Origin of the sequence: Micromonospora sp. NPDC051925 (assembly GCF_044548625.1) — a bacterium.
Taxonomy (GTDB): domain Bacteria; phylum Actinomycetota; class Actinomycetes; order Mycobacteriales; family Micromonosporaceae; genus Micromonospora.
In genome coordinates this window covers 118307-132324 of sequence record NZ_JBIUCH010000007.1, presented here as the reverse complement: position 1 = coordinate 132324, position 14018 = coordinate 118307, and the positions used below count along the sequence as shown (strand labels likewise).

Sequence of the window (14018 nt, the reverse complement as noted above, 5' to 3'; positions counted from 1 at the left end):
GTTTGTCCTCGCACACCGACGGGCCGGCGAGCTTGCCCGTGGCAACCTGGTCGTGGAGCCCGCGCTCGGGCCCGCTTACGTCCTCGCGACAAGGCCGAGCCCGACGGACGTCACCAACGCCGTCCAGATCGACTGGCAAGACAGCCAGGACGAGATGCCCCGCGAGGTGCGCCGCCGGGCGCTGCTCGCCCAGGTGCGGGGCCACATCCAGCAGCGCCTGGGTGACGCCGGCCTGACCCCCGGCTCGATCGCCGAGGCGCACCACATCTCGGTACGGACCCTGCACCGGCTCTTCGAGGAGGAGCAGACCACGGTGGCGTCGTACATCCGCGAGCTGTGGTTGGCGCGGTGCCCCGGCACCGTCGTACTTCCCCAGGATTCGCGGCGGGGCCGGTCAGGCCTCCTCCAACAGCTCCAGCACCACCCTCTCGACCTGCTCACGAGGAGCGCCGGGGGGCACGGGCACCACCACACCGTCGTGATAGAGGTCGACCACCCGGGGGTCCACGTACGACGTCCGGGCCACCGTGGGGGTGTTGCCGAGCAGTTCGGCGACGGCCCGCATCACCCCGGCCACCGCCCGGCGACGGGCCGTCACGGAACGTTGCGTCCCCACCGTGGCCAGCTCGGTGGCCGCCCGTACGGTGGCGTGCCAGGTACGGAAGTCCTTGGCGGTCATCTCACCGCCGCTGGCGTCGCGCAGGTAGCCGTTGACCTCGTCGCTGCGCACGTCCCGCCACCCCCGGCCGTCCCAGTAGCCGAAGAGCCGTTCCTCGGCCCGCCGCCGCCGACGCAGGTTGGTCAGCACCCGGCACAGCTCCGGGTCCTCGATCCGACGGACCTGGTCGACGCCGCCCTTGGCCGGGAACTCGAAGACCACACAGCCGCCCTGGGACCGGGCGTGCTCCGGGCGCAGGGTGGAGACACCGAAGGTGGCGTCCTCGCCGACGGCGTACTGCTCGTTGCCGACCCGGAAGGTGCCCATGTCGAGCAGCCGGGCGACGGTGGCCAGCACCCGGTGCCGGTTCAGCCCCTGGCCGGCCAGGTCGTCCGCGATGCGTTCCCGCAGGGTGGGCAGCCGACGGGCCACCTCCAGCACGTGGTCGAACTTCGCCTCGTCCCGCCTGCGCCGCCACTCGGGGTGGTAGAGGTACTGCTTACGCCCGGCCGCGTCGATCCCGGTCGCCAGGATGTGCCCGTTGGGGTACGGCGCGATCCAGACGTCGGACCAGGCGGGCGGGATCACCAACTCGCCCAGCCAGGCCAGCGCGTCGGGATCCTGGACCTGCTCACCGTGCCGGTCCAGGAAGGTCCAGCCCTTGCCGCGCCGGCGACGCCCGTACCCCGCCCGACCCGGATCGCTGCGCCGCAGTCGCACGTCAGACCCGTACCGTTTCCTCGGCCTCGGCCACGGCGGCCAGCACCCGGTCGACCGGGAGCGCCGCCAACCTCGACGCGGACGAGTCGGCCCCGGCACCGCCCGCGGCCCAGAGCACCCGGTGCCACGGCCGGTCCGCTGGCGGCCCCCACCGGGCCGGCGGGACCGGGCCGAAGAGCAGCACCGACGGGGTGCGGTAGGCGGTGGCGAGGTGACCCACTCCGGTGTCGCCGCTGACCACCAGCCGGGCCCCGGCGACCAGTCCGGCCAGCTCGCCCAGGTCGGTCCGCCCGGCCAGCACTGCCGACTCCGGCAGTCCCGCCCCGGCCGCCACCCGGGTGGCCAGGTCCCGCTCGCCGGCCGAGCCGGTCACCACCACCTGGTGCCCCTGGCCGGCCAGCCGCCGGGCCAGGGTGGCGAACCGGTCCGCCGGCCACCGTTTCGCCTCGATCTTGCTGCCCGGATGCACCACTGTCACCCGGGCCGGCAGCCGGCCCGGTGGCGGTCGGCGCAACGCCAGGTCGGTGCGGTCGGCCGGGATGCCGTACCAGCCGAGCAGCCGGCACCAGCGGTCCACCTCGTGTTCGTCGTCGCGCCAGTCGGGGCCGTCCCGGTGCCCGGCCGACGGGCAGCGGAAGGCCATCAGTCGGCCCGCGCCGGCCAGCATCCGGTGCGACCACGGGCCGCGCCCGTGCAGGTTGACCGCCAGCCGCGGCGGCGGGCCGGACCACGATGCCGAGCCGGACGACGATGCCGAGCCGGACCACGATGCCGAGCCGGACGACGGTGCCGGCCCGGACGACGATGCCGAGGCGGACCAGGGCGGGGGGCCCAGGTCGTCGGTCGGCAGCAGCCGGTCGACCCCGCCGACCAGGTCGACCAGCGGGCCCAGCCAGGCCGGGGCGGCCAGCGCCAGTTCCTCGTCCGGGTGACCGGCCCGCAGGGCGCGCAGGGCGGGAACCGCGGTGGCCAGGTCCCCGACGCCGAGCGCGCGCAGCACCAGGATCACGGGTAGGAGGTCTCCTGTTCGGCGCAGACCACCAGTTCCCGCACGGCACAACCGGGTGGTTGGGACAGGGCGAACATGATCGCGGCGGCGGTGTGGACCGGGTCGTTGAGCTTCGCGTCCGGCCCCGGTCGGTACTGCGGGTCACGGTCGTCGAAGAATGCGGTCCGCATCCCACCCGGGATCAACAGGGTCACCCCGACGCTGCCGGCCAGTTCGGCGGCGAGCGACCGGGTGAAACCGACCACCCCGAACTTCGCCGCGCAGTACGCGGTCGCATCGCCGACCGCCTTGACGCCCAGGGTGGAGGCGATCGTGACGATGTTGCCCCGGGACGCCTCCAGGTAGGGCAGCGCGGCCCGGACCACCGCCACCGTGGCGAGCAGGTCCACCACGACGATCCGCTCCCAGGTCTCGCGGGGGACGTCGGCCAGCCGGCCCGGCACGTCCATTCCGGCGGCGGTCACCACCGCGTCCAGCCCGCCGGAGCGCTCGGCGAGTTCCCGGGTGGCGTCCTCGGCGGCCCGGGTGTCGGCCAGGTCGCACTCGACCCACGGCACCCCGTCACCGGGACGACGCCGGTCCAGCACGAGCGGTCGGCCGCCGGCCCGCGCGACGGCGGTGACCACCGCCGCGCCGAGCCCGCTCGACCCGCCGGTGACCAGGACGGCCGGACCGGCACCGGGTGGACTGCTGCTCATCGTGTTCCCTCCGCTGTCGAACGCGCCGGACCCGCCGGCGAACGCGTCGGACCCGCTGCTGGACGGGTCGGACCCGGCTGCGGGGGGCCGGCCGGCCCGGTGGTCCGGCGTTCACCCCGGGCCGCCGCGATCATGTCGGTGGTGGAGCGCCCGTCCAGGTACGGCACCACCACGCTGTCCCCACCCCACCGCCGCAGCAGGTCGGCCTCCGGCAGGGTCGGCTCGTCATCGACGCCGGTGGCGTAGTCGCCGCCCTTGACCCAGATGTCCGGCCGCAACCAGCCCAACGCGGCGTGCGGGGTGGGCTCGTCGAAGACCACCACCGCGTCGACGCAGCTCAGCGCGGCGAGCAGCCGGGCCCGGTCGCCCTGCGGGGTCACCGGCCGGTCGGGGCCCTTCAGCCCTCTGACGCTGGCGTCGGAGTTCAGGCAGACCACCAGGCAGTCACCGAGCTGCCGGGCGGCCTGGAGGGTCGCCACGTGCCCGGCGTGCAGCAGGTCGAAGCAGCCGCCGGTGGCCACCACGGTCCCGCCGGCCGCCCGGACCTCGGCCACCACCGCGCCGGCGGCGGCGGCCCCGATCCGTTCCCCGCCGCCGATCAGCACCGGCGGGCAGGCGCGCACCGGTGGGGGCAGCGCGGCGGCGACTCCCCCGTCCGCCACGTACGCCGACGCCGCGCCGACCGCCGCCTGCACCGCCTCGGAGACCACCGCCCCCCGGGCCAGCGCCAGCCCGGCCGCCGAGGCGAACCGGTCCCCCGCCCCGCAGGTGTCCCCCTCGGCGGAGACCGGTGAGGAGACCATCAGCGGGGTCGCCCCGGCGTGGCAGAGCAGCGCGCCGTCGCCGCCGAGGGTCACCACCACCGCGCCGGCCCGCCAGCGGTCCCGCAACCCCTGAGCGGCCCTCGTGGCGACCGCCAACCGGGATCCGCCCGGCGGCACCTTGGCCAGCTCCCGGGCCTCCGACTCGTTCGGGGTGACCAGCTGCACCCCGGGCACGGCGACCGGGCCACGCGGGTGCGGATCCCAGACCACCGGGGCCCGGGTCGCGGCCAGCGCCGCCCGCAGCGCCGGCTGCCGGGCCACCCCCCGGCCGTAGTCGCTGACCAGCACCGCGGACGCCCCCGCGATCAACCGGAGCACGGCGTCGGTGGGCGGCCCCGGCTCCCCGGCCGCACCACCCCGGTCGTGCCGCAGCAGCACCCGGCCCCGGGCCCGCAGCCTGATCTTCTCCGGCGTCGTCCCGGCCAGCGGCAACCCGTACACCTGCACCCCGGCCGCGGTGAGCAGGGAGCTGAGCCGGGCGGCCCCGGCGTCGTCGGCGAGCGCGGTCACCAGCGCCACCTCGGCGTCCCCGCCTGCGGCGGCGAAGACCGCGGCCAGGCCCGCCCCGCCGGGCCGGTCGGCGTACGCCGTCTCGTCCAGCACCGGCACCGGCGAGTCGGGACAGAGCCGGTTCACCACCCCCTCGACGTCCCGGTCGAGCAGGGTGTCGCCGATGACCACCAGGGGGCCCCTCACGCCGCGCCTCCCCGTTTCCCGTCGGCCGGCCGGTCGACGCCGTCGACGACCACCTCCACCCCGGCCCGCATCGGCCCCGCGTCCGCCACCGGCCCGGTGGGCACGTGGTCCACCGACCGGCTGTCCGCCGGCCCGCTGGACGCGTCGTCCACCAGCCGGCGGGACGCCTCGTCTCCCGGGCCGGCCGGCACGGTGGACACCGGATCGGCTGGCACGGTGGATACCGGATCGGCTGGCACGGTGGATACCGGATCGGCCGGCACGGTGGACGCCGGACCGGTCGGCGCGGCGGTGCTCCGGTCGGCCGCCACGGCGGCGGCCTGCCCGGTCAGGGCGGTGAGCGCCGTGGGCAACGCCCGGTCGACGTACTCGCAGAGCACGTGGGTGGAGACCAGGTGCAGCTCCTGCACCACCTGGCCGTCCGGGGAGGCTACGGCGAGCGCCTCGTGGCAGGCCACGGCGAGCGGGTTCGGCGCGGGGCCGGTGAACGCCCAACAGCGCAGCCCGGCCTCCCGGGCGGCCTCGACGGCGGCGAGCAGGTTGCCGCTGACCCCGCTGGTGGACATCAGCAGCAGGACGTCCCCCGGTCGGCCGTGGGCCCGTACCTGGCGGGCGAAGACCTCGTCGTAGCCGTAGTCGTTGCCGATCGCGGTCAACGCCGAGGTCTCGGCGTGCAGGGCGATCGCCGACAGCGGCTGACGGTCGTCGCGCAGCTTGCCGACCAGCTCGGCGGTGAGGTGCTGGGCCTCGGCGGCGCTGCCCCCGTTGCCGGCGACCAGCAGTCGCCCGCCGCCGACGAGGATTCCGGCCAGTTCGGTGCCCCACCGGGCCAGCAACGGCTCCGCCGCGCGGTACGGCAGCAGCGCCTCGGCCAGCCGGTTCAGGTGCGCGTCCAGCAGGCCGGCCCGCGCCGCCCGGGTCGACGTCGTCATCAGGCGACCACCCGGCTCGGCCGGCGGACGGCGGCGACCTCGGCGTACACCTCGGCCAACCGGTCGGCGGCCGTCGCCCAGGAGTAGCTGCGCCGGGCCCGCTGCAACGCGGCGGTGGCGTACCCGAAGCGGCGGATCCGGTCGCCGAGCAGGCTGCCGATCGCGACGCCCAGGGCCTGTGGGTCGCGGGCCGGGACCAGGTCGCCGGTCACCCCGTCGACCACGGTGTCCCGGATGCCGCCGACCGCGGTGCCGACGACGGGTACGCCACAGGCCATCGCCTCCAGCGGGGTGAGCCCGAACGGCTCGTACCAGGGGGCGGCGACCAGCACGTCGGCCGACCGGTACCAGCGGCCCATCTCCTCCCGGGGCACCGCGCCGACCAGCCGGACCCGGTCGGCGACCCCGCAGGTACCGGCGAGCGCCCGCAGCCGCCGGGCGTACGGGTCGGTCTCCAGCAGCCCGGCGGGCGGACCGCCGACCACCACGCACTCGGCGTCGGGCACCAGCGCCATCGCCCGGATCACCGTCTGGAAGCCCTTGCGTTCGACCAGCCGGCCGACGGTGAGCACCCGCGGGCGATCCGGTTCCCGGTCGACGGCCGGACCGAGCGGGGCGAAGGTGTCCAGGTTGACCCCGGACGGGACGACGGTCATCCGGGACCGGGGAACGCCGAGCCGGACCAGCTCCCCCACCTCGTCGCGGCACTGGGCGACCACCCGGTCCACCGAGCGCCCCAACTCCCGCTCGTAGCCGATCCGCCGGGCCGGGCTGGTGTCCTGCACCCCCTGGTAGCGCTTCTTGACAGCGCCCAGCGCGTGGTACGTCTGCACCACCGGCACCCCGGTCTGCCGGCCGGCGGCGAGGGCGGCCAGCCCACTCATCCAGAAGTGCGCGTGGACCACCTCCGGCACCCAGTCCCCGCCCCGCCACCGGGCGGTCAGCCAGTTGCTGAACTGCTTCATGTGCGGCAGCAGAGCGTCCTTGGCGACCGGCTCGGCCGGTCCGGCGGGCACGTGCACCACCTCGTACCCGTCGGGTGCCCGGACGGTGACCGGCAGGTCGACGGCGTCGCGGCGGGTGTAGACCCGGACGTCGTGACCGGCCGCCACCAGCGCGGCGGAGAGCTCCGCGACGTGGGTGTTCTGCCCACCGGCGTCCTCACCGCCCAGCACGGCGAGCGGGCTGGCGTGCTCGGAGATCATCGCGATGCGCATACTTCCTCCTCCAGCAGGCGATCCCAGTCGGCGAGGAAACGGTCCAGGCCGTAACGGCCCAGGGCGGCGGTACGCGCCTCGGCGCCCGCCCGGCGGGCCTCGGCGGGCTCGGCGACGAACCGGGCGGCAGCCTCCAGCAGGGTGTCGACCCGGGTGGAGAGCGCCCCCGCCCCCGGCGGCACCGCACGTACGGCTTCGGTGGTGGCCAGCGCGACGACGGGCATGCCGATCGTCATGGCCTCGATCAGGCTCAACCCCAACGAGGTCCACCGGCACAGGTGCAGGTACGCCCGCCGCCGGGCCAGCTCCGCGTGCATCCGGTGCTGCGGGATGTCGTCGTGGCTGGTCAACCGGTCGGCCGGCAGGCCCAGGTGGTCGGCGAGCCCGGCCACCTTCATGCCGAAGACGTCCAGCGGGGCGATCTCGGCGAACCGGGCCAGCAGGTCGGTGCCGGTGATCCGCCAGCGGCGTACCGGCTCGTTGATCACCACGGCGAACCGGTCCAGTTCGCCGGTCCATGCCACGGCGGGCGGCACGACGCCGTGTTCGACGACGCTGGTACGGGTGGTCCCGTTGTCCCAGAACAGCTCGTTGAAGTGGGTGACGTGGGTGAGCAGCAGATCGTCGCGGTCGGCCATCGGGTGCCGGGTGTTCGGCACGTCGCCCTTCGGGGTGTTGTGCTCGACGTAGATCGCCGGCACCGCCCGGCCGACCGGTCGACCGAGCCACTCGCAGGCCAGGTCGAACTCCTCCGGGCGTTGCAGCAGCACCACGTCGACGTCTTCCCGGCGCAGTTGCTGCGGGGTCACCTCGACGGCGCTGTCCGGCCACGGGTAGGTGCGGGCACGGCCCAGCCCGTACGCACCCCGGTCGGGGGTGACCGGCACCAGGTAACGGTGCTTGCCGTGCACGAAGGACGTGGTCCACGACCCGTGCACGTGCCAGAGCAGGATGTTCATCGGGCACTCCCCCGCCCGACGGTCACCGGCACCACCCCGTCCGGCCACAACCCGGCCGGGTGGGCCGGCGGCGACCCTGCCGGGTGGGCCGGCGGCGACCCGGCCGGGTGGACCGGCGCGTCGGCGGGGACGCCCAGCAGGCGTACCGCGTCGAGGACCCGACCCGGTTCGACGGCCGACAGGCAGGGGTGGCCGGGCACCGGGCAGACCGTGGCCCGGGTGTCCCGGCAGGGCGCAGCGGCGTCGCCCAGCCGGACCGTGGGCACCCGGTAGGGCCCCCACTGTCCGTACCGGACAGTGGGGGCGAACAGGCTGACCACCGGTACGCCCAGCGCGGCGGCCAGGTGGGCGGGGCCGGTGTTGCCGACCACCACCGCACCGGCACCGGCGAGCACGGCGGCCAGGTCGGCCAGTCCGGTCCGGCCGCCCAGGTCGATGCCGGTGTCGCCGGCCACCCGGGCGGTCAGCGCGGTCTCGTCGGGTCCACCGGTGACCGCCACCCGGTGACCGGCGGCGGTGAGCACCCGGACTATCCGGGCGGCCAGCTCGGCCGGGACGGCGCGGCTCTGCACCGCCGAACCGGGGTGCAGCACCAGGTATCCGGGTCGACCGAGCCCGGCCGGGGCGGGCGGCACCCGGTCGGTGCGGATCCGCAGCCGGGGGTCGTCGCCGTCGGCCAGCGCGAAGCCGGCGGCGGCGGCCAGCGACAGCGCCCGTTCCGGTTCGGGCAGCCCGTCGGGGAGTTGGTGCCGCACGTCGAGCAGGGAACCGGGGTAGTCGTCGCTGATCGCGCTGATCCTGGGCGTGCCGGCCATCCGCAGCAGCAGCGCCAGCGGCAGCGGCGACTGGTGGAACGAGGTGAAGACGACGGCCTCGTCGGCCCGTACGGCGCGCAGCCGGTCGGTGAGCCGGCCGATGTCCTGCGGGTCGACCGGGGCGGGGACGCCGTCGATCCAGGGCAGCGGCCACTCGACGATCTCGTCGACGCCGGGCAGCAGGCCGGCGGCGTCCCGACCCCGTGGGCCGCAGAGCAGCACGACCCGCTCGGCGTGGGCGGCGACGGCGCGGATGGCCGGGCCGGTGACCAGGACGTCTCCGGCGGAGTCGCTGCGGACCACCAGCACGGTGCCGGCACGGCGCGGGGGCGGGCCGGCGACCAGGGCGGCCCGGTCCAGGATCAGGTCCACGGCGGCGGGCAGGTCGACGGCGACGTGTCCGGCGGCGGCCACCTCGGCGGCCCGGGTGGACGGGGTGGGTACCAGGACGCCGGCGGCACCGGCCGCGTCGGCGGCGACCAGGTCGGCACCGATGTCCCCGACCAGCACGCAGCGGTCCGGGGTGGTGCCGAGCGCCCGCGCGGCGGCGTGCACCATGCCGGGGGCGGGTTTGCGGCAGGCGCAGCCGGCCCGCTCGTCGTGCGGGCAGAACTGCCAGGTGTCGAAGGGTCCGAGCAGCTGTTCGACCCGAGTGTTGACGGCCCGCAGTTGCGCGGTGGAGAACAGCCCCCGGGCCAGCCCCGACTGGTTGGTGACCACCCCGAGCCGCAGGCCCGCCGCCCGCAGCCGGTCCAGCGCCGCCCGCGCCCCCGGCATCGGCCGGACCTTGTCCGGGTCGCCGTTGTAGGGCACGTCTTCGACCAGGGTGCCGTCGCGGTCCAGCAGCACCGCGTCGTACAGGGCAGGGCCGTCCCAGACCCGGCCAGGAACCGGGCCTGGCCGGTCTGACCTGCGCTGATACGGCTCCGCGTCCCGTCGCACGGGCGGCGCGTTCCCGGGGCCCCGAGGAGTAAACCTTGCCCTACCGGTCGGTACGACGGGTCACCGCCCGATCCGGCCCCGCCGGTCGAGCGTCACCTGTCCCGGTCGGTCGACCACCGCCGTCGATTCCTCCGCCGGGCCGACCCGTCCCCGTCGGTGCAGCGTTACCCGTCGGCCCGGAGAAGCTAACGCGGCGGGTTGGGCCGCACCGGTCCGGGTACCGGGCAACGGTGGCGATTGTGGAGAAAGTGATCGATGCGCCCCCGCAGCGGGTCTTCGACGTGCTGGCCGACGGTTGGACGTACAGCGACTGGGTGGTCAGCACGGTGCACGTGCGCGACGTCGACGCGCAGTGGCCCCGGGTGGGTACCCGGCTGCACCACCGGGCCGGGCCGTGCCAGCGCAACCGGGAGACCCTGCGCCGGCTCTCCGACATCGCCACCCGGCAGAAGGCCGACCAGCACGCCGAGCGGTGACCGGCCGGTCGCGGGGAGCCTAGGCGGGGTCACGGCCGGGCCAGTGGCTACCCTGTGGGGGAATGCCGTCCGCCGACTGAGGATGTCCGAGATGATCAAACCCGTGGAGCTGCCGTCACCGTGGCGGGACGCACGCCTGACCGTCGTGGTCCCCACCTACAACGAGGCGGGCAACCTCCCGGTGTTGGTCGACCGGCTGCTGGCCCTCCCCCTGCCCGGCCTGAAGGTGCTCGTCGCCGACGACAACTCGCCGGACGGCACCGGTGAGGTGGCCGACAAGCTGTCCATCGAACACCCGGACCGGGTGCAGGTGGTGCACCGGGCCGGCAAGGAGGGACTGGGCCGGGCGTACGTGGACGGCATCGGCCGGGCCCTGGACGGCGGCGCGGAGTACGTGGCGCAGATGGACGCCGACCTGTCGCACCCGCCGGAGGCGTTGCCCGGGATGCTGGGCGCGCTCCTCTCCACCCAGGCCGGCGTGGTGATCGGTTCCCGGTACGTGCCCGGCGGCCAGCTCGACGAGGCGTGGCCGCTCTACCGCCGTGCGCTCAGCGGCTGGGCCAACCTGTACGTGCACACCCTGCTGCGGGTGCGCATCCGCGACCTGACCGCCGGCTTCAAGATCTGGCAGGCGGACGCGCTGCGCGACATCGGCCTGCAGCGGGTGCAGTCGAACGGCTACAGCTTCCAGGTGGAGATGCACTACCTGGCCACCAAGCTGGGGCACACCATCCTGGAGGTGCCGATCCGGTTCGAGGAACGACGCGACGGCATCTCGAAGATGACCACCGCGACCAAGGTGGAGAGCGCGTTGATGCCGTTCAAGCTGCGTACCCGGCACCGCAACCTGGATTCCTGACGCCCCGGCGTCGGCCCGGACACCCCGGGCCGACGAGGTCGATCGTGGACGGTCGAGGTCGACCGACAGCGCGGTCAGCGGTAGAGCGTCCGGTGCGCGGCGTCGATCATGCCGGCGTACAGGCCGCCGGTGACGGCGCGGTCGCGGGCCAGCGCCGCCCGCGCGGCGTTCGCGCCGGGTGCGCCGTGCACGCCACCGCCGGGGTGCGCCGATGAGCTGGCCAGGAAGAGCCGGTCGACCGGGGTGTCCGCCCGGCCCAGACCGGGAATCGGGCGCAGGAACAGCTGTTGGTACGCCGCGGCGGTGCCACCGCCCAGCGCCCCACCGACCAGGCTCGGGTTGTCCTGTTCCAGCTCGGCCGGCCCGGCGACGTGCCGCCCGACGATCCGGCTGCGGAAGCCGGGGGCGGCGGCCTCCAGCACGTCCTCCATCCGCTCCACCTGCCGGGCGATCTCCTCGGCCCGCCAGTGCCGCCGGAACGGCAGGTGGGTGTACGACCAGAGCGACTCGGTGCCGGCCGGCGAGTGCGTCGGGTCGGCGGTGGTCATCTGCCCGATCAGCAGGAACGGCTTCGCGGGGAGCTCACCACGGGCCAGTTCGGCGGCGTACGTGGTGAGCCCGTCGAGATCGGCACCCAGGTGCACGGTGCCGGCCCCGACCACCGCCGGGTTGGTCCACGGCACCGGCGCGGAGAGCGCCCAGTCGACCTTGAGGGTGGAGCCGTCCCACCGGAAGTGGGCCAGGTCCTCCACCAGTCGGGGTGGCAGCTGGGCCGCGCCGACCAGGTCCAGGTAGAGGGCGGGAGCGGGCACGTCGGCGAGCACCGCCCGACGGGCCCGCCAGGTGGCCCCGCCGTCGGTGCGTACCCCCATCGCCCGGCCCCGGGCGGTGAGCACCCGGTCCACCTTCGCCTGGTAGGTGATCCGGCCGCCCCGCTCGGTGAGTCGGGCGACCAGCGCGTCGGTGATCCGCTGGGCGCCACCGACCGGCACCGGCCAACCGACCTGCTGGCCCAGCATGGCCAGCAGCCAGCCGTACACGCCGGAGCCGGCCTCCTCCGGGGACAGGTCGGTGTGCAGGGCGCAGCCGGCCAGCAGCACCGGGCCGCCCTCGCCGGTGAAGAGTTCGCCGCCGAGCCTGCGGACCGGCAGGACCAGCCGGCGGGCCAGCCGCAGCGCGCCGCCGACCCGCAGCGCGCGGAGCAGGCCCAGCCCGCCGCGCACCGGGGGGAACGGGGTGGTGATGGCGTCGAGCATCGGCCCGGACACCTGCACCCAGTCGGCGTACGCGTGCCGCCAACGGTCCCCGTCGCCGGGGGCGAACGCCTCCAGCGAGGCGGCGGTGCTGTCGAGGTCCCGGTTGATCACGGCGGCCCGACCGTCGGGCAGCAGGTGGGCCAGCACATCGGGGGCGTGTGTCCAGTCCAACCCGTACCGGGGCAGGTCGAGGCCGTCCAGCACCGGGGAGGCGTACCCGAGGGGGTAGAAGGAGCTGTACAGGTCGCTGAGGTAGCCGGGGGCGGTGACCTCGGCGGAGCGCACCGCCCCGCCGGGCACGGCGGTGGCCTCCAGCACCACGACGTCCCACCCGGCGTCGGCGAGCAGGTTCGCGGCCACCAGACCGTTGTGGCCGGCGCCGACGACGACGGCGTCCGCCCGGTCCGCGCCGGTGGAGATCATCGATCAGGCTACCCGGCCCACCACCGGGCGAAACGCGTTTGCGTCGGCGGGAGCCGGGCATCCCCGCAGCATGTACCGGGTGGAGCAGCTCATCGGCGGGGTGTGGGGTGCGGGCGGCGCGGGTGGTGAGCTGACGGTCCACGACCCGGCCGACGGCTCCCCGGTCGGTACCGTGCCGGTGGCGACGGCGGACGAGGTCGCCAAGGCGGTCGAGGCGGCCCGGGAGGTGGCCGCCGAGTGGGCGGCCACACCCGTGGCGGAGCGGGCCACGGCGCTGCACCGGGCGGCGGACGCGGTGGCGGCGGCCGCCGACGAGCTGGCCGCCGCGACGACGGCGGAGATGGGCAAGCCGCTGGGCGATGCCCGGGGCGGGGTGGCGGCCGGCGTCGGCACCCTGCGCCAGTACGCCGAGTTGGGCCCCCTGCGGGGCGGCCGGACGCTGCACGGCAACGGCGACGCGATCGACTTCATGACGCCGCAGCCGCGTGGTGTGGTCGCCGCGATCACCCCGTGGAACGACCCGGTGGCGGTCTCCTGTGGCCTGCTCGGTGCCGCCCTGGTCACCGGGAACGTGGTGTTGTACAAACCCAGCGAGCGCACCCCGGTGACCGGGTGGCTGCTGGCCCGGCTCCTGGACGGGGTGCTCCCGGCGGGGGTGCTGTCGCTGCTGACCGGGGGCGCCGAGGTGGGCGCGGCGCTGGCCGCGCAGCCGGTGGACGTGGTCGCCCACGTCGGTGCCACGGCGACCGGCCGGGCGATCGCGGCGGCCTGTGCCCGGACCGGGGCGAAGGCCCTGCTCGAGAACGGCGGCAGCGACCCCCTGGTGGTGGATGCCGGGGTGGATCCGAGGTGGGCGGCCGGGCAGGCGGCTGTCGGCGCGTTCGCCAACGCCGGGCAACTCTGTGTGGCGGTGGAGCGGATCTACGCGCACCGGGACATCGCCGAGGACTTCGTCGACGCGCTGGTGGACCGGGCCGCCGCGCTGACCGTCGGCCCCGGCCGCGACCCGGCTACCGAGCTGGGTCCGCTGGTGGACCGGCGGCACCGCGACCACGTACACGGGCAGGTCACGGCGGCGGTGGCGCAGGGTGCGACGTTGCGCGCCGGTGGGGTGCTGCCGGACGGACCGGGGGCGTACTACCCGGCGACGGTGGTCACCGACTGCCGGCACGAGATGACGCTGGTCCGCGAGGAGACGTTCGGACCGGTGGCTGCGGTGGTCACGGTGGACTCGTTCAGCGAGGCGCTGCGGTGCGCCGCCGACTCGCCGTTCGGGCTGGCCGCGACGGTGCTGACCGGTTCGATGAGCCACGCCCAGCGGGCCTGGCGGGAGCTGCCGGTGGGCACCGTGAAGGTCAACGCGGTGTTCGGGGGCGCACCGGGTGGTGCCGCGCAGCCACGCCGGGGCAGCGGCCAGGGCTTCGGGTACGGCCCGGAGCTGCTGGACGAGTTCAGCACGGTCAAGGCGGTCCACCTGGAACCGCCGGCCGGCGGCCACTGGTGAGCAGGCCCGTTACGCCGCTGGTGGGCGGCG

At 75.6% G+C, this 14018-nt stretch carries 10 protein-coding genes and 2 pseudogenes; 3 read left to right on the top strand and 9 right to left on the bottom strand.

Going from position 1 to position 14018, the window contains the following annotated elements:
• Positions 1 to 394: 394 nt before the first annotated feature.
• From ACIG87_RS11415 to ACIG87_RS11380, 8 genes and pseudogenes are all read right to left on the bottom strand, one after another.
• Positions 395 to 1378 (bottom strand): DNA topoisomerase IB, encoded by a 984-nt coding sequence (locus ACIG87_RS11415; RefSeq protein WP_396850320.1) that lies wholly within the window; start codon positions 1376 to 1378, stop codon positions 395 to 397.
• A 1-nt stretch (position 1379) separates the two neighbouring features.
• Positions 1380 to 2387 carry a glycosyltransferase family 9 protein gene (locus ACIG87_RS11410; RefSeq protein WP_396850319.1) on the bottom strand — a complete coding sequence of 336 codons (1008 nt, stop codon included), beginning with the start codon at positions 2385 to 2387 and terminating at the stop codon, positions 1380 to 1382.
• Positions 2384 to 3085 carry an SDR family oxidoreductase gene (locus ACIG87_RS11405; protein WP_396850317.1) on the bottom strand — a complete coding sequence of 234 codons (702 nt, stop codon included), beginning with the start codon at positions 3083 to 3085 and terminating at the stop codon, positions 2384 to 2386. The genes ACIG87_RS11410 and ACIG87_RS11405 overlap by 4 nt, the downstream gene beginning before the upstream one ends.
• Complete coding sequence (locus tag ACIG87_RS11400; protein ID WP_396850315.1) at positions 3082 to 4605, bottom strand: PfkB family carbohydrate kinase; 1524 nt, start codon at positions 4603 to 4605, stop codon at positions 3082 to 3084. Before ACIG87_RS11400 ends, ACIG87_RS11405 begins: the two co-directional genes overlap by 4 nt.
• 230 nt (positions 4606 to 4835) lie before the next feature.
• Positions 4836 to 5537, bottom strand: a pseudogene (locus ACIG87_RS11395) (SIS domain-containing protein); the annotation flags it as partial.
• Positions 5537 to 6754, bottom strand: a complete 1218-nt coding sequence (locus ACIG87_RS11390; RefSeq protein WP_396850313.1) for a glycosyltransferase — start codon at positions 6752 to 6754, stop codon at positions 5537 to 5539. The pseudogene ACIG87_RS11395 and the gene ACIG87_RS11390, both read right to left, overlap by 1 nt.
• Positions 6739 to 7713: a glycosyltransferase gene (locus tag ACIG87_RS11385; RefSeq protein ID WP_396850311.1), complete on the bottom strand. Its 975-nt coding sequence runs from the start codon at positions 7711 to 7713 to the stop codon at positions 6739 to 6741. The genes ACIG87_RS11390 and ACIG87_RS11385 overlap by 16 nt, the downstream gene beginning before the upstream one ends.
• Positions 7714 to 7826: 113 nt before the next feature.
• Positions 7827 to 9470: pseudogene (locus tag ACIG87_RS11380) on the bottom strand (HAD-IIIA family hydrolase); the annotation flags it as partial.
• A gap of 230 nt (positions 9471 to 9700) precedes the next feature.
• Between ACIG87_RS11380 and ACIG87_RS11375 the strand changes: the two are divergent.
• Positions 9701 to 9946: an SRPBCC family protein gene (locus ACIG87_RS11375; RefSeq protein WP_396850310.1), complete on the top strand. Its 246-nt coding sequence runs from the start codon at positions 9701 to 9703 to the stop codon at positions 9944 to 9946.
• Positions 9947 to 10037: 91 nt separating this feature from the next.
• Positions 10038 to 10805: a polyprenol monophosphomannose synthase gene (locus ACIG87_RS11370; RefSeq protein ID WP_396850309.1), complete on the top strand. Its 768-nt coding sequence runs from the start codon at positions 10038 to 10040 to the stop codon at positions 10803 to 10805.
• Between the two features lie 74 nt (positions 10806 to 10879).
• Here ACIG87_RS11370 and ACIG87_RS11365 read toward each other — a convergent pair whose 3' ends face one another.
• The gene (locus ACIG87_RS11365) at positions 10880 to 12484 is read right to left on the bottom strand and encodes a phytoene desaturase family protein (RefSeq protein ID WP_396850308.1); all 1605 of its coding nucleotides are present in this window, start codon (positions 12482 to 12484) and stop codon (positions 10880 to 10882) included.
• Positions 12485 to 12554: 70 nt separating this feature from the next.
• Between ACIG87_RS11365 and ACIG87_RS11360 the strand changes: the two genes are divergently transcribed.
• Positions 12555 to 13988 carry an aldehyde dehydrogenase family protein gene (locus tag ACIG87_RS11360; protein WP_396850307.1) on the top strand — a complete coding sequence of 478 codons (1434 nt, stop codon included), beginning with the start codon at positions 12555 to 12557 and terminating at the stop codon, positions 13986 to 13988.
• Positions 13989 to 14018: the final 30 nt, after the last annotated feature.